At 67.6% G+C, this 13,709-nt stretch carries 12 protein-coding genes; 4 read left to right on the top strand and 8 right to left on the bottom strand.

What is annotated here, in order from left to right; genetic code table 11:
* Positions 1-89: 89 nt before the first annotated feature.
* Positions 90-911 carry an aspartate/glutamate racemase family protein gene (locus J9315_RS15905; RefSeq protein WP_198500344.1) on the bottom strand — a complete coding sequence of 274 codons (822 nt, stop codon included), beginning with the start codon at positions 909-911 and terminating at the stop codon, positions 90-92.
* Positions 908-1,597 (bottom strand): HAD domain-containing protein, encoded by a 690-nt coding sequence (locus J9315_RS15900; protein ID WP_198500345.1) that lies wholly within the window; start codon positions 1,595-1,597, stop codon positions 908-910. Before J9315_RS15900 ends, J9315_RS15905 begins: the two co-directional genes overlap by 4 nt.
* Before the next feature lie 354 nt (positions 1,598-1,951).
* On the opposite strand from J9315_RS15900, the gene J9315_RS15895 reads away from it, so the two are divergent.
* Positions 1,952-2,653: a helix-turn-helix domain-containing protein gene (locus tag J9315_RS15895; protein WP_198500346.1), complete on the top strand. Its 702-nt coding sequence runs from the start codon at positions 1,952-1,954 to the stop codon at positions 2,651-2,653.
* Positions 2,654-2,682: 29 nt separating this feature from the next.
* Here the strand turns inward: J9315_RS15895 and J9315_RS15890 are convergent, their stop codons facing one another.
* The 3 genes from J9315_RS15890 to J9315_RS15880 form a co-directional block, all read right to left on the bottom strand.
* Positions 2,683-3,084: a VOC family protein gene (locus J9315_RS15890; protein WP_198500347.1), complete on the bottom strand. Its 402-nt coding sequence runs from the start codon at positions 3,082-3,084 to the stop codon at positions 2,683-2,685.
* An 83-nt stretch (positions 3,085-3,167) separates the two neighbouring features.
* Positions 3,168-5,738: an HNH endonuclease signature motif containing protein gene (locus tag J9315_RS15885; RefSeq protein WP_211978323.1), complete on the bottom strand. Its 2,571-nt coding sequence runs from the start codon at positions 5,736-5,738 to the stop codon at positions 3,168-3,170.
* Positions 5,739-6,394: 656 nt separating this feature from the next.
* Positions 6,395-6,790 carry a thioesterase family protein gene (locus J9315_RS15880; RefSeq protein ID WP_198500349.1) on the bottom strand — a complete coding sequence of 132 codons (396 nt, stop codon included), beginning with the start codon at positions 6,788-6,790 and terminating at the stop codon, positions 6,395-6,397.
* A gap of 172 nt (positions 6,791-6,962) precedes the next feature.
* Here J9315_RS15880 and J9315_RS15875 point away from each other — a divergent pair, with 172 nt between their 5' ends.
* Positions 6,963-8,204, top strand: coding sequence for a CaiB/BaiF CoA-transferase family protein (locus tag J9315_RS15875; RefSeq protein WP_232623810.1), 1,242 nt, complete (start codon positions 6,963-6,965; stop codon positions 8,202-8,204).
* Positions 8,205-8,322: 118 nt separating this feature from the next.
* A complete protein-coding gene (locus J9315_RS15870; RefSeq protein ID WP_198500350.1) occupies positions 8,323-9,072 on the top strand; it encodes an IclR family transcriptional regulator in 750 nt (249 codons plus the stop codon).
* A 105-nt stretch (positions 9,073-9,177) separates the two neighbouring features.
* On the opposite strand, the gene J9315_RS15865 is transcribed toward J9315_RS15870, so the two are convergent.
* Positions 9,178-10,041: a methylenetetrahydrofolate reductase gene (locus J9315_RS15865; RefSeq protein ID WP_249120939.1), complete on the bottom strand. Its 864-nt coding sequence runs from the start codon at positions 10,039-10,041 to the stop codon at positions 9,178-9,180.
* A gap of 265 nt (positions 10,042-10,306) precedes the next feature.
* On the opposite strand from J9315_RS15865, the gene J9315_RS15860 reads away from it, so the two are divergent.
* On the top strand, positions 10,307-11,527 hold the full coding sequence (locus J9315_RS15860; RefSeq protein ID WP_198500351.1) for a glycine cleavage T C-terminal barrel domain-containing protein: 1,221 nt from the start codon (positions 10,307-10,309) through the stop codon (positions 11,525-11,527).
* Between the two features lie 154 nt (positions 11,528-11,681).
* Here the strand turns inward: J9315_RS15860 and J9315_RS15855 are convergent, their stop codons facing one another.
* Together J9315_RS15855 and J9315_RS15850 are read right to left on the bottom strand one after the other, a co-directional pair.
* Positions 11,682-12,680: an LCP family protein gene (locus tag J9315_RS15855; RefSeq protein WP_211978322.1), complete on the bottom strand. Its 999-nt coding sequence runs from the start codon at positions 12,678-12,680 to the stop codon at positions 11,682-11,684.
* A gap of 34 nt (positions 12,681-12,714) precedes the next feature.
* On the bottom strand, positions 12,715-13,698 hold the full coding sequence (locus tag J9315_RS15850; RefSeq protein WP_211978321.1) for an SDR family NAD(P)-dependent oxidoreductase: 984 nt from the start codon (positions 13,696-13,698) through the stop codon (positions 12,715-12,717).
* Between the last annotated feature and the right edge of the window lie 11 nt (positions 13,699-13,709).

The raw sequence follows: 13,709 nt of genomic DNA, 5'->3' as shown, positions 1-13,709 counted from the left end.
CCGGCGGATTGTCGACAGGTGTGAAGATTCGGCGGTGACGTGAATCCGCCGCTCACGCAGAGGTGCGGAGTCAGGCAGCGGGGGCGGAGTCAGGCAGCGGCTTCGCGGGCGAGGAGACGACGCCCTGCTGGGTAGGCGGCCAGGGACTCGGGGAGGCGGATGCGCCGTCCCGAGGCATAGGTCGCGATGATCTCGCCGAGGCGGACCTCGGGTTCCGCTCCCACCTGACCGTCGGCGGTCACGATGGGGATCTGTGCCGTGGCGGTCTCGACGCCGAGGCGGCGCAGCGTCTGCTTGGCCACGGGCACGGGGGAGTCGAAGAGGGTGATGCCGGCGCGGGCGGCCATGATCCGGTCGGCGACGAGTCCGTAGTGCGTGCACCCGAGGACGATCGCCTCGGTGCCGGGGTCCATCTGGGCCAGAGCCGCGTCGATGGCGGCGTCGATCGTCGGCATGTCCGCGTCGTTGATCGCCTCGGCGAGTCCGGGGCAGGCGATCTTCGCCACCGTGAGGTCGCCGGCGAAGGAGTCGATGAGGTCCTGCTGATAGGCGCTGCCGGTCGTTGCCGGGGTCGCCCAGATGGCGAAGTCCTCGCCGGTGCCGGCCGCCATCTTCACGGCGGGCACGGTTCCGATGACGGGAATCGTCGGTTCGTAACGGGCCCGGACCGCGTCGAGGGCCTGCACCGAGGCGGTGTTGCAGGCGATGACGATCGCGTCGGGTTCCCAGTCGGCGAGCACCGCCGCCGAGGCGAGGGCCCGCTCTTCGAGGGTCTGCGCGCTGAGGCTGCCGTAGGGGGTGAAATCGGGGTCCATGGCGAGGACGAGGTCGGCCTGCGGGGCGAGGCTGAAGAGAGCGTCGGCGGTTCCGAGGAGCCCGAGACCTGAGTCGAGCAGTCCGATGCGCGTCATGATTCCTCTTTCGCGGCGGAATCGGTGGGGGCATCGCCGCGGGAGGGAGCGTCCGCCTCTGCGGCAGTGTCGTTGTCGCTCTGGTCCTCGCGGATGTTCGAGTCCTCGCGGACGATCGGCTGCGTGCGGGGGTGCGCGAAGTCCTTGATCTCCTTGAGGTGGGCGCGGGTGAGCCCTTGGGCGAACTCGGGGGCGATGATCTTCAGGCGGTCGGAGGAGTAGCGGTCGACGAAGTACCGCCGTGTCGTCGGGGCGGCGAGATCGTCGTCGACCCACACGGCCTTCTGCGGTTCGTGGGTGTCGAGCCAGTCCTCCATCGCCCGCGCCTTCCACCACAGCTGCGGGTCGTTGGCGTAGCGGTTGTGGGTGTCGTCGGGCATCTCGATGACGTCGAAGGAGTTGCGCATCCCGAACTTCGGTTCGAGCTCGGTCTTGCAGCGCTGCGACCACGTCGAGAGCCAGACGATGTCGACCTCATGGGTCTCGACGAGGCGATCGAAGAAGGCGATGACCGACGGTCGGTAGTGGAGTTCGTAGTCCCACGCCTGGAGCTTCTTGCGCCCTTCGGTCATGAGGCGCAGCGCCGGCACGGGGTAGGAGTTGAGCACTCCGTCGACATCGAGGAAAACGGTGACGTGGCGGGCCTGCCGACGCGCCGAGACCGGCGACGATGATGCAGCTGCCATCGTTCCTTCCTGTGTCGAGGGCGACCCGGTAGCCTGGCGGCAGGTCTGTGATCGGATCAAGATTCTGTCATCTGATCCGGAATCTTTGATCCCAATCAGAATACCGTTCGAAGCTGAGGACTGAGGAAGTCGGGGCGCCGTGCACCGAGACGAGCTGGCATGTATCGCGAGGTGAGGATCCCGCGACTCCGTGCGGTGCTGTGGGTGTCCGGCCCTGATGTGGGAAGGCGTCCTTTGTTGTCCGATGGGATTGACCGATCGGTGGCGGAGAACGGGACAACGGCGACCGGGACAACGGCGTCGGACCATGGCGAGGACGGCGTCACGGCCGATGTCATCGTCCCCGATGGGTGCATGGATCTCATCGCCCTCGACTCCGGAATCGTCATCGCAGGTGCAGATTCCACCGCTCGCCGAATTGCTCCTGCGCGGAACCCCGCGGTTGGTCTGCGCTTCGATTCCGGCGTTCTGCCGCAGCTGCTGACGATTTCGGCCGCGGAACTCGCTGACCGCGTCACCCCGCTCGGAGACGTCGTCCGTCTGAGGCCGTTGACATCGGGATCGCGCGGTACCGGTCCGATGATGTCCGCCGCGCCCACGTCGAGCACTCTCGCCGAGGTGGCTCGAACGTGGGTCGACGGTGCGTCAGGTCTCTGGAATGACCGCGGGTTGCCGGGTGGCGACGGGGGCACGCAGGCTGCGGTGTTCGGAGAGAGCGTGGAGAGGCTCGTCCGACTAGGCGAAGCACTCGTCCGCGGCACGGAGATCGATCGGCGCCCGCTCGACTTGGCGACTGCCCTCGCTTTCTCTCCGGAGGCGCCGGCATCGACGATCGCCGAGGTGGCCGCCGACTTCGCCTATTCCCCGCGGCAGCTGCGGCGGCTCTCAGGAGCGTGGTTCGGGTATGGGCCGAAGCATCTCGCGAAGATCCTGCGGTGGAGGACTGCCCGCGAACTCCTGGATGCGGGCCACACGCGCACGAGCGCGGCGGTCCGTGCCGGTTATGCCGATGCCTCCCACTTCTGGCGGGATGAGCGCTCGCTGCTGGGTCGGTGAGAGCCTGAGTTCAGGTCAGTGCGTGGGATTCAGTTCTGCGCTGCGAAGAGGTCGATGGTGTTCCCGTCGGGGTCGGAGATCACGGCGTAGCGCTGTCCCCAGAAGGCGTCCCAGGGTTCCTTGACGACTGCGGCCACCGGGTCGCCGTCGTCGCTGCCCTCGGTGAGCTGGGCGAATGTCGCATCGACGGCCTCGGCGGTGGAGCAGTCGAAGGCGAGTGACATCTTGTGGCCGCCGGTGGGCCACGTCCACTGGGGGTCGATTCCGAGCATGACCTCTTCGGTGTCGAGGAGGACACGGAGGCCGCCAGTCGAGAGCTCGGAGTGCGGTGCTTCCGAACTTCCGTCGACGAGGTTGAGGCCGAGAGCCTGATAGAAGGCCAGTGCCTTGGCCATGTCTGCTGTCACGATGGAGATGGCGTCGAGTTTCATACCGACAACGCTAGGGCCGAGGCGCCTGGCTGGGCATGAATGATTCGGCCATGTTCGGGGTGAACCAGATTCGAGGCAGCGGTTCAGAAGGGTGGGGGTTCGCCGTTGTCCCAGACCCATTCCTGTTTCGCGGGGTTCTTCCATCGGATGCCGCCTGCTCGTGGCATCCACCCCGGGGTCCCGTCCTCGCCACCTGCCGGCCCTGGGCATTCGGGTCCGGTGCGCACTTCGCCATGGGGCGGCGTTGAATCTGGTGGGTCAACGACCAGTGGTGGGATGCCGGGAACATCGAGATCGTCATCGAGGTTGCTCACGCCGGGACTGCTCATGCCGGGACTGCTCATGCCGGGACTGCTTGTGAATGGGTCGTCCGGGTCTCCGGCGAGGCTGTTCGTGTCGGAAACATCGGGGCGGCTGACAGTGACGGGGTGATCGCTGGCGCTGCTGGTGGTGCCGGTGCTGCTGGTGAGGGTGTTGATGAGGCGTGCGTTCTCGACGTTGACAGGGTTGTCCCCTGGGCGTGCGGTGACGCGGGTGCCGTGGGCGAATGTGTACTCGGCGATCCCCGGGGTGCTCATTTGCACGGTGAGGAGCCGGTCGGTCTTCTGCTGGTGGTGCTGTTTGCAGAGGGGGTGGAGATTGCCGAAGACGGTCAGGCCACCGTCGTCCGGGTTGTCGTGATTGAACGGGTCGATGTGGTCGATTTCCGCGGTCGCGGCACGGCGACGGCATCCGGGCACAGTGCACCATTGCCATTGCGCGGCCAGCGTCGTTCTCACGGGTGTGGGGATGTGGTACGTCTTGGCTTTCGCGTTGATGGGGGTGCCGGTGGCGGGATCGGTGAGGATTCTGGTCCAGGTACGGCAGGTCCCGGCGATGAGTCGGGCTTGGTCAGCGGGCAGAGGGGTGCCGTCGGGCAGGGTGCCGGGCAGATTGCTGTGGCCGGAGAGGGTGGTGCAGGGCACGGAGATGAGCATGCGTGCTTGCATGGCCATCCAGTAGGGGCTGGTGGGCGCTTCGAGGGTGAGGGAGAACAGAGATCGGCCCTGGTCGTCGAGTCCGGCGTCGGTGATGCGGGTCAGAGCCGCCCGCAGCGCGGCACTCGGTGACCGCGGCGGCGGTGGCGACTCTTCGTCGGATGTGTTGCCGTCGTGGCCAGCTATCGCGGAGATTTTTGGTGCTGATGCCGTGGCATGATCGTCCGAATGACTCAAACCGACTTCGGCATCCTCGGTGGGTGCTGTCTCAGTGGCGGCGGCGACCGCCTCGGCGGTGGTGTCGTCTGTCGGGCCGGCGTTGCCGGGAGGAACCTCGTGGTGGGGCAGGCCTGCTGCGTCGGCGGCAGCGGTGATGGCGGTGGCGATGTCGTCCATCGTGGCGGCGGTGTCGAGGTCGAGAGGAATGCTGCGGTCCGCGGTGGCTCCGGTGTCGGTGTCGTGGGCGCGGATGGTCAGGTTCAGGCGCGGGGTGGTGCTGGTGAGGATGTCGAACATGAGGGCATCGATGCTGCGGACGTCCTCGATGACGGAGTCTTCAGGCAGTTGGTCGGCGAATGCGGTGGTGTTGCCGGCGCGGATGGCTTTGGCGAAGGCTTCGATGCGCAGGTAGCAGGCGTGGAGTTCGAGGGCGGATCCGGTGAGCATCAGGCATGCGGTGCCGTCGTCGTGGGTGGTCAGTGACACTCGTCGGCGCTGATGGGCGGTCTGGGTGCGGTCGTCTGCCGGTTCGATGACGTTGATCTTCAGGGACAGTGACTTCCTGAAAGTTTGGATGGTCACGTCGGGGCGGCGGTGGCACAGGTAGTCGTCGATGAGGGGCAGGTGGCGGAAGGCGACGTTGCCGCAGAGGCGGGTCGCTGCCAGGGCGTGCTCGATGGTGAAGTCTCCGGCTTGGCAACGAGCGTGGAATTTCGGGAGGCCGTGGATGAGGGTCATGGCGTCGGTGACGTGGCTGTAGGTGTGCGCGATGGTGGTGCCGCGGATAGCGGTGAGTTCGGCGATGTCTTCGGCGTGGGAGTAGGTGTGGACCCAGGCGTTGAAGGTGCGGTCGGGGGCGAAGCGGGGAAATCCGGGCAGCGCTGGTGACGTGGGCTCCTGGGCCTGCGGGTCCGGGGTGGAGTCGTCTGCCGAACTGGCCTGCGAGTCGGTGCCGACCTTGCCCGCGCTATCGGGGTCGGTTGTCGCGGGCGCATCGGGAGAAGGTGGTGCGCCGGCAGCGGAGGGTACACCGGTTGCGGGACGGTCGTCAGTGCTGAGGACGCCGGTGCCACCGGCAGCATCGTTCCGACCACCGGGAGCATCATCGCCACCACCGAGAGCGGCTTCTCCGTCACCGGTGTCAGCGTCGCTGTCGGTCTCGTCGTCGGTGACCCAGTCGGCAGTGCAGCCCTGAGCTCGGGCGAAGCGGCGGACGGTCTCGGTGAAGGCGGCGTGTTCGTAGGGGGTGCCGGGACGGGGATTGAGGAGATTGAGGTGGGTGATCGTGTCGGTGAGGAAGAGGCTGGCGGTGGTCTCGAGCGCGGCGAGTTGGGCCTGGTCGCTGGCGGCGTAGACGGTGAAGGCCGCGGCGTAGGGGGAGGAGGCGTCGATGTCGACACGGGCCGGAAGAGGGCCAGGCGTGTCCCCGGAAGGAGCGGATGCGATTGTGTCGGTCACTGGGTTTCACCTGTCTTCCCACGTCAGCGTGGCTGATGACAATAGTGTAGTTCACGTCACATCCGATGTCAATGGGTAGTTCGAAACTCGTTCGAACGGAAGATTCATTCGTTTCGTTGTGCTCAGTGATTTTCAGGCGCGAAAATCATCGTCGTGAGGTGCTGTGAAGGTGTGCTCAGCGATCGTGTGTGGCGCCGTGAGAACGTGGCAGCGTGCGAGCCGATCCGGGGGCTGTGCCGTGATTGTGAGGCCTCTTAGGCGAGCCTGATGAGAGTGCGAGCGGGAGCGAGCAGGGGCAGCGGATTCCTCCTGAGCAGGGATCCCTCAATGCGTCGGCCGAAGGCCCGCACTCGATTCAGCTGCCCTGCTCGTGTTCACTCTGCTCGCGGTGCGTCGCGTCGGCTCGTCGAGGGCCGAGCGCATCGGTCCCTCGTGGCAGTTCTGGCCCGCTGATTCGCGCGGGCGCGGCAATGCTCCGCAAGGCCGCCATTCCGCGTTGCCCCGCAGGGCCGCCGTTCCGCGCGATCGCCGCCGTTCCGCGTTGCCCCGCAGGGCCGCCGCTCCGCGCAGCCGCGCTGCAGCTCCCCGCACCTGCAACTCTGTACCGCGCAGCCGCAACCCTGCCCCGCCCGCGCAAGTGCAGCGAAGCCGCTGCCCTACTCCGCGAGGTAGGGCTCGAAGACGGCGCGGACCTCGTCGGTGAGGGGAGTGGGCCGGCCGGTCTCGCGGTCGATGTGGACGAGGACGACGTCGGAGTCGAAGACCTTCCGTCCGCTCTGGTCGCCGCGGGTGCTGATCGTGAACGACGAGTTTCCGATCTTCTTGACCACGGCGGTGAGCTTGAGCTCCGGGCCGTACATGACGGGCACGAGGTAGTCGATCGACTGGTGGGCGACGAGCAGTCCGCCCGAGGTGATGTGCGATGCCCTGACGTGGTGCATCCAGCGGACCCGGCACTCCTCGATGAGTGTGATCATCCGGGCATTGTTGACGTGGCCGAGCAGATCCTGATCGGACCACCGCACCTCGGGAGAGTACTCGAACGTCCTCACGGCCACCCCTTCCGTTCCTGTCGGGCACGACACTTCGCGTGTCGGCAACGACGATTACTTCGCCTGTCGGCAACGACGATTCCGCCGCTGTGCGTCATTGTCGAAACTGATCGAACGTTCTACAGTAAATCAGGATCTGTCGGCGAAGGTGAAATCGACGAAAGGGAGATCAATGGAGATGCCACCAGGAGCGGGCCCGTCGAGCGCAGGAGCAGGCTCGGCGAGCGCCGACGACAATGACGCGAACCGTGCCCCCGCGACCTCATACGGCACAAACCCTGCCCCCACCACCCCGTCCCCCGGCATGCTCGCCGGGGTGCGCGTCCTCGACCTCGGCGGTATCGGACCGGGTCCGTTCGCGACGATGATGCTCGCCGACCTCGGCGCCGAGGTGATCCGCCTCGACCCGCCGACGAGCATCGGTCAGCCGATGAATCCCGTCCTCGACCGGGGCAAGCGCTCGGTGACCGCGGACTTCAAGACCGCCGAGGGCATCGCGCTGGCCAAGGCGATCGCCGCCGGCAGCGACATCGTCGTCGAGGGCTTCCGGCCCGGCGCTGCCGAGCGCCTCGGCCTCGGGCCCGACGACCTGCGCGCTCTCAACCCCGCCCTCGTCTACGGGCGGATCACCGGCTACGGACAGGACGGCCCGAAGGCCCAGAAGGCCGGCCACGACCTCGGCTACATCGCCTCGACGGGACTCCTCGCCCAACTCGGCCGCGCCGACGGACCGCCGCAGTTCCCGGCCAATCTCCTCGGCGACTTCGGGGGAGGGGGCATGCTCCTCGTCGTCGGCGTGCTCGCCGGCCTCACGCATGCCCGCGCCACCGGCGAGGGCACCGTCGTCGACGCCGCGATGGTCGACGGCGCCAACCTCCTCTACGCGATGATGCACGGGTTCGCCGCGATGGGCATCTGGCGCCACGACGCCCGCGGCCGCAACCTCCTCGACTCCGGGGCGCCGTTCTACGACGTCTACCCGACTGCCGACGGCAGACACCTCTCCGTCGCCTGCATCGAGCCGCCGTTCTTCGCCGCGTTCGTCCGCGCGCTCGACCTCGAGGACGATCTCCCCGAGCCGCTGGGCACCCTCGACCACTGGAACCCGCAGCACTGGCCGGCCCTGCGCGCCCTCATCGCCCCAGCGATCGCCGCCCGCAGCCTCGCCGAGCTCGACGACCTCTTCACCGGTGTCGACGCGTGCGTCGAACCCGTGCTGACGATGGCCGAGGCGAAGCACGACGAGCACAACCGGGCCCGCGGTCTCTTCGCAACTGATGCCGCCGGTGTCGACCAGCCCAGCCCCGCCCCGAGGTTCGGTGGCACGAGTGCCCCGGAGCCGCCTCGGCGCGCTCCGCAGATCGGGGACGACACCGCCGCGGTCGCCGCGGAACTCAGCGCAGACCGCACGTGACCTGCAACGCAACCGTGTGCCAATCGTGACCTGCGGCCCAAATCGGGTGCGGTAGTGTGAATGGCGCCGGAGGGTCGAGAACCGCCCGGCGCCCCTTTCCCCGACGGAGCGAAGCAGTATGAGCAATGGGACCCAGTCGATCGATCGAGCCGCAGAGATCTTGTCGCTGGTCGTCAAGGCCGACGACCCGATCTCGTTCACCGAGGTGGTCGAGGCCACGGAGCTCGCCCGGTCGACCGTCTCCCGCCTGCTCTCCGCGCTCGAGCGCAACGGCCTCGTCGAACGCAACGCCGAGGGTCACTTCCGCGGCGGCTCCCTCTTCGCGACGTACGCCTCCCGCTTCGATCGGGTCGAGGCGCTCGTCGCCGCCGCCGACCCCATCCTCCAGCGTCTGAGCGAGGAGACCGGCGAGACCGTCAACCTCGCCGTGCCGAGCTCGAACGCCGTCGTCCAGATCGCGCAGGTCGACTCGACGTACGTCCTCGGGGCGACGAACTGGGTCGATGTGAAGGTGCCCTCCCACGCCTCGGCGCTGGGGAAGGTGATGTTCGCATTCCGCGCGATCCCCGTGCCGACGGGGCGTCTCGAACGCCTCACCCCGCGCACGCTCGGATCGCGGAAGGAGCTGCTCGCCGACCTCGCCGAGGTGCGCGACCGCGGGTTCGCGATCGTCCACGAGGAGTTCGAGCCGGGTCTCGACGCCCTCGCCGCCCCCGTGCTCGGCACCGATGACCAGGTCATCGCCGCCGTCGGCATCTCCGGCCCGACGATGCGCATCGCCGAGCACCACGACCGGTTCGGTGAGCTCCTCATCGCCGAGGCGGGGCTGCTGTCCCGCAGCCTCAAACGCAAGGTCAGCCACCGGTAGGCTCGGCGGGGAGGTGCGGGCGTCGTCCCGCACCGAGGCGGTCGATCGTGTCGTCCGGAAGTGCGGTCGACGACTAGAACCTCACCGATTCAGAACCTCACCGGCTTACGACGTCACCGAGGCGGGATCGGGGTCGCCGAGCAGCTCGAGCTGCCTGCGTCGCCACGCCTCGGTGTCCTTGACCTGGTTGAACGTGTAGATGTGCAGTCCCGAGACCCCCATGTACGGGTCGGCGAGGACGGGGGAGAGGCGGTCGAGGAACTTCCGGGGGTTGTAGCCGCCGGGCTTGGCCATCCGGGTGAACGTCGCCGTGTTCTTGCGCAGGAACCGCGTCGATTCGCCGACGCCGATCTTCGTCGCGACCTTGGCGAGCTTCGCGAGCTCGACCTTGCCGGCGATGCCGAGGATGAGGGGCATCTCGATCCCGCGCGCCCGCACGCGGGCCAGCCACGTGCTGACGATCCCCGGGTCGAAGCAGAGGTTCGAGACGATGTGCGTGGCGTAGTCGCGCTTGTCCCACATCGCCTGGACGGTGACGTCGTCGGGGATGAGCGGGTGTGACTCGGGGTAGGCGGCCACCCCGATCTGCGAGATCGGCGGGGCGAGGCTCGTGAGGTCGATGAGGAGGTCGAGCGCACTCGCATAGCCTCCGGCCGGCGGCGTGGCATCCCCTGCGGGAACGAAGATCGTGTCGATCCCGGCGCGCCCGAGGCGATCGATGATCTCCTCGAGCTCGGTCCGGCCCTGGACCATGCGGGCGGCGATGTGCGGCACGGCGGTGTAGCCGCGGGCCTGGAGCGCCTCGGCGGTGGACAGGGTCGCATCAAGGCCCATGCTCGTCGATGCGGTCACCGTGATCGTCCGACCTGGGGCGACGTGGTCGCTGATGCGGTCGACGATCCCGGCAGTGGGGAGGACCTCGTAGCGGGCGGACTTGAGAAGTGTGCGAAGAGCGGACACGGACACCATTGTCTCCTTCCGGCGGGGCAGGGACCCGATCGCGGCGGCAGCCGATCCGCCGTCTTGCGCGCCGGCCAAATTACCGGTCGGAAGTCCTTGCTTCTGCTGTGCCGACGATTCTACACTCAAATCACCCATAATATGGGAGTTGAGTTCCATAATATAAAACTGTGGAAGCAGGGGGAAACCCATGGACAACAATGTTCCAACCGTTGATCAGAGCGACAGAGGCGTCCCGATCAACCTGAGGCAGTCCGGCCCGACCCCAGTGGAGATGCTCATCGACACCCGCGTGCGGAAGTCCCCGTACTGGGAGCTGTCGATGGAGCAGGGGTGCTGGCGGGCATCGATCTACAACCGCATGTACCACCCGCGCGGCTACATCTCCCGTGAGGACGGCGGGATGATGGCCGAGTACCAGCCCCTCGTCAACGACGTCACCCTGTGGAACGTCGCCGTCGAACGGCAGATCCAGGTCAAGGGCCCCGACGCCGAGGCGTTCGTCAACTACGTCATCACCCGTGACGCGACGAAGATCCCGGTGATGCGGGCCCGCTACGTCATCCTCTGCAACGAGCAGGGCGGCATCCTCAACGACCCGATCCTCCTCCGGGTGGCGATCGACGAGTTCTGGTTCAGCCTCTCCGACACCGATCTCATGCTCTGGCTCCAGGGCGTCAACGTCGGGAAGAAGTTCGACGTCACGATCCAGGAGATCGACGTCGCGCCCGTGCAGGTCCAGGGCCCGAAGTCAGTCGACGTCATCGCCGATCTCGTCGGCGACGAGGGGCGCGACCTCCCGAGCTACGGCCTCATGGAAGCCCAGGTCGGCGGCCACGACGTCATCATCTCCCAGACGGGATTCACCGGGGAGAAGGGGTACGAGATCTACCTCAAGGACGCGACGAAGTACGCCGAGGACATGTGGAACGCTGTGCTCGCCGCGGGCGTGCCCTACAACCTCCGCGTCGTCGCCCCGAGCCACCACCGGCGGATCGCCGCGGGCATCCTCTCGTGGGGCCAGGACATGGACTTCGAGACCCTGCCGTTCCAGGTCAACCTCGGCTATCAGGTGCCGCGGAAGAAGGAAGCCGACTACATCGGCAAGGCACGGCTCGAAGAGGTCCGCGAGCAGATCGAGGCGGGCGACCCGCCGTATCGGACGCAGCTCGTCGGACTCGTCCTCGGCGGCAATCCGATCACGGACTACGCCCCGGACTTCTGGCTCGTCAGCGAGGATCCCGAGTCCGATCCCGTCGGCTACGTGACCTCGCCGTGGTACTCGCCGGAGCTCGAGTCGAACATCGCGATGGCTCACGTGCCCGTCGGCAAGGCGGAGCTGGGCACCGAATTCTGGGTGCACCTGCCCGAACCGTATGCGGACACTCCCGGAGTGCCGGTGCGCGCCGAGGTGGTCGAGATGCCGTTCCGTCCGAGCGTCAACCCCAACCAGCGTGAACGCCTCAAGGTCAGGGGACTCGACGCCGCGATCTGAGCCGGCGCTCCCGGACAGTCCGGCAGGCTGTCCCACCGATCCGGGCGCGGTCACTGTGCGAGAAGCCGGTGGCCGCGTTCGCACGTCCGACAGGCGGGCTCTCGACCTGTGGGCCGGTCCTCAGACCGCGGCGTCACTCAGCCCGTGACCTGCCTCAGCCCGTGACCGGAACGTCCTTCCTGATGTCGGCGAACAGCGTCGCGGCCTCGGGAGAGGGCACCACGCGGTTGGGATCCTCAGGGGCGGGCTGCCACGGCATCGTCACGACCGTGATCCGGTTCGCATCGACCTGCGCGAGGCGGGTGAAGACCGACGCCAGGGCCGCTGACGTGCCCAGGTCGCTGTCGACCGTGAGTGCCTCGGCAGCGGAATCGGCGAGGTCGAGGACCCGGTCCGGGCGGGTGAGGAGGTTCTGCTCCCTGACCCGGTCGACGATGGCGGCGATGACCTCCTGCTGGTGGGACAGGCGGGAGATGTCCGAACCGTCGCCGATCGAGTGCCTGGCCCGCGCCCAGGCCAGGGCCTGCCTGCCGTCGAGGACCTGGTCTCCCGCCGGCAGGTCGAGGTCGGCCGCGGTGTCCTTCATCGGCGCGTCGAGGCGGACGGGCAGACCGCCGATCGCGTCGATGACGGAGGCGAAGCCGTCGAAGTCGACGAGCGCGAAGTGCTGGATCGGCACCCCGGTGAGCTCTTCGGCCGCCTGCACCGAACACGCCGGTCCGGCGTTGAGCGCCGAATTGATCATCATCGTCGTGCCGGACGCTCGGCCGGTGCACTGCGGGGCCTCGACGAGGGTGTCGCGGGGAATCTGCACGGCGGAGATCCGCGAATCGTCCTGCGAGAGGTGAACGAGGAGCATCGAATCGCTGCGCTGGGCCCCGTCGTCCTTCCCGTAGCGCTCTGTGGTCAGTTCCCGCGAGTCGGAACCGAGGACGAGGATATTCAGCCCGGGCCCGTCCTCTTCGGCGAGCGAACTCGTCAGCAGCGGCTCGGTCCGGATCCTCTCCTCGACCCGGTTGAGGGCGATCACGGCGCTCCCTGCCAGCAGCAGGATCAGCGCCCCGCCGATGATCGCCGTCCTCCGCGTCCAGCGCAGCCGGCGCGATGACGAACGGCGGGGTGAACGGTGTGACGGTGGGCGATGGTCTGACATGGTCTCGTCCTTTCGCGGTGATGGTCGGGGCTGGTCAGCGCTCATAGCCGAGCGGTTTGACGGGCTGGCGCTGGACCCATTCCCAGGTCCTCTCCAGCCCGTCACGCAGGCTCGTCGTCGGAGCCCACCCGGTGAGCTCGCGGGCCAGCGAATTGTCGGAGAGCAGACGGTCGACTTCGCTGCCGGCGGGACGGATGCGCTCTGCGTCCTGCTCAAGGGCCACCTCGGCGCCGGAGATCTCGACCAGACGGGTGATGAGGTCGCCGACGGAGATCTCGTGTCCGGTCCCGAGGTTGAGGGTGCGACCGATGGCCGCGTCCGCGGCGGCGATCGCCATGAAGCCGGCCGCGGTGTCCGTGGCATAGGTGAAGTCCCTCGTCGGCGTCGTGGAGCCGATGCGCAGGGTGCGGGCTCCGGCATGGATCTGCCCGAGGATCGCCGGGATGACGGCGCGGGCGCTCTGCCGGGGACCGTAGGTGTTGAACGGTCGGCAGACGGAGACGGGGGTCTCGAAGCTGTGGAAGTACGACATCGCCATCATGTCGGCGCCGATCTTCGACGCCGAGTACGGTGACTGCGGCTGCAGCGGATGGTCCTCGCTGATGGGCACGGTGATCGCGGACCCGTAGACCTCGCTCGTCGACGTGTGCACGAGGCGGCGGACATCGTGACGGCGGACCGCCTCGGCGACATTGCGGGTCCCGGCGATATTGGTCTGCAGGTAGGAGTCGGGGGCGACGTAGCTGTACGGAATGCCGATGAGGGCGGCGAGGTGGAAGACCGTGTCCGCCCCGGCCACGACGCGCGAGACCTGATCGGCGTCCCGGATGTCGCCGCCGACGAGTCGGACGTCATCGAGGAGATGGGCGATGTGGCCGTTCTCGCCGTAGGGCTTGTAGTGGGCGAAGACGGTGACGTCCGCTCCGGCGCTGAGGAGCGATTCGACGAGGTGGGAGCCGATGAATCCCTCGCCGCCGGTGACGACGACGCGGCGGGAGGAGAAGAAGCTGGTGTCCATGATGAGTCCTG

Origin of the sequence: Brevibacterium sp. W7.2 (genome assembly GCF_018137945.1) — a bacterium.
GTDB classification, from domain to species: domain Bacteria; phylum Actinomycetota; class Actinomycetes; order Actinomycetales; family Brevibacteriaceae; genus Brevibacterium; species Brevibacterium sanguinis.
Note: the sequence above shows the minus strand (reverse complement) of the source record. Positions and strands in the feature narration are given on the sequence as shown.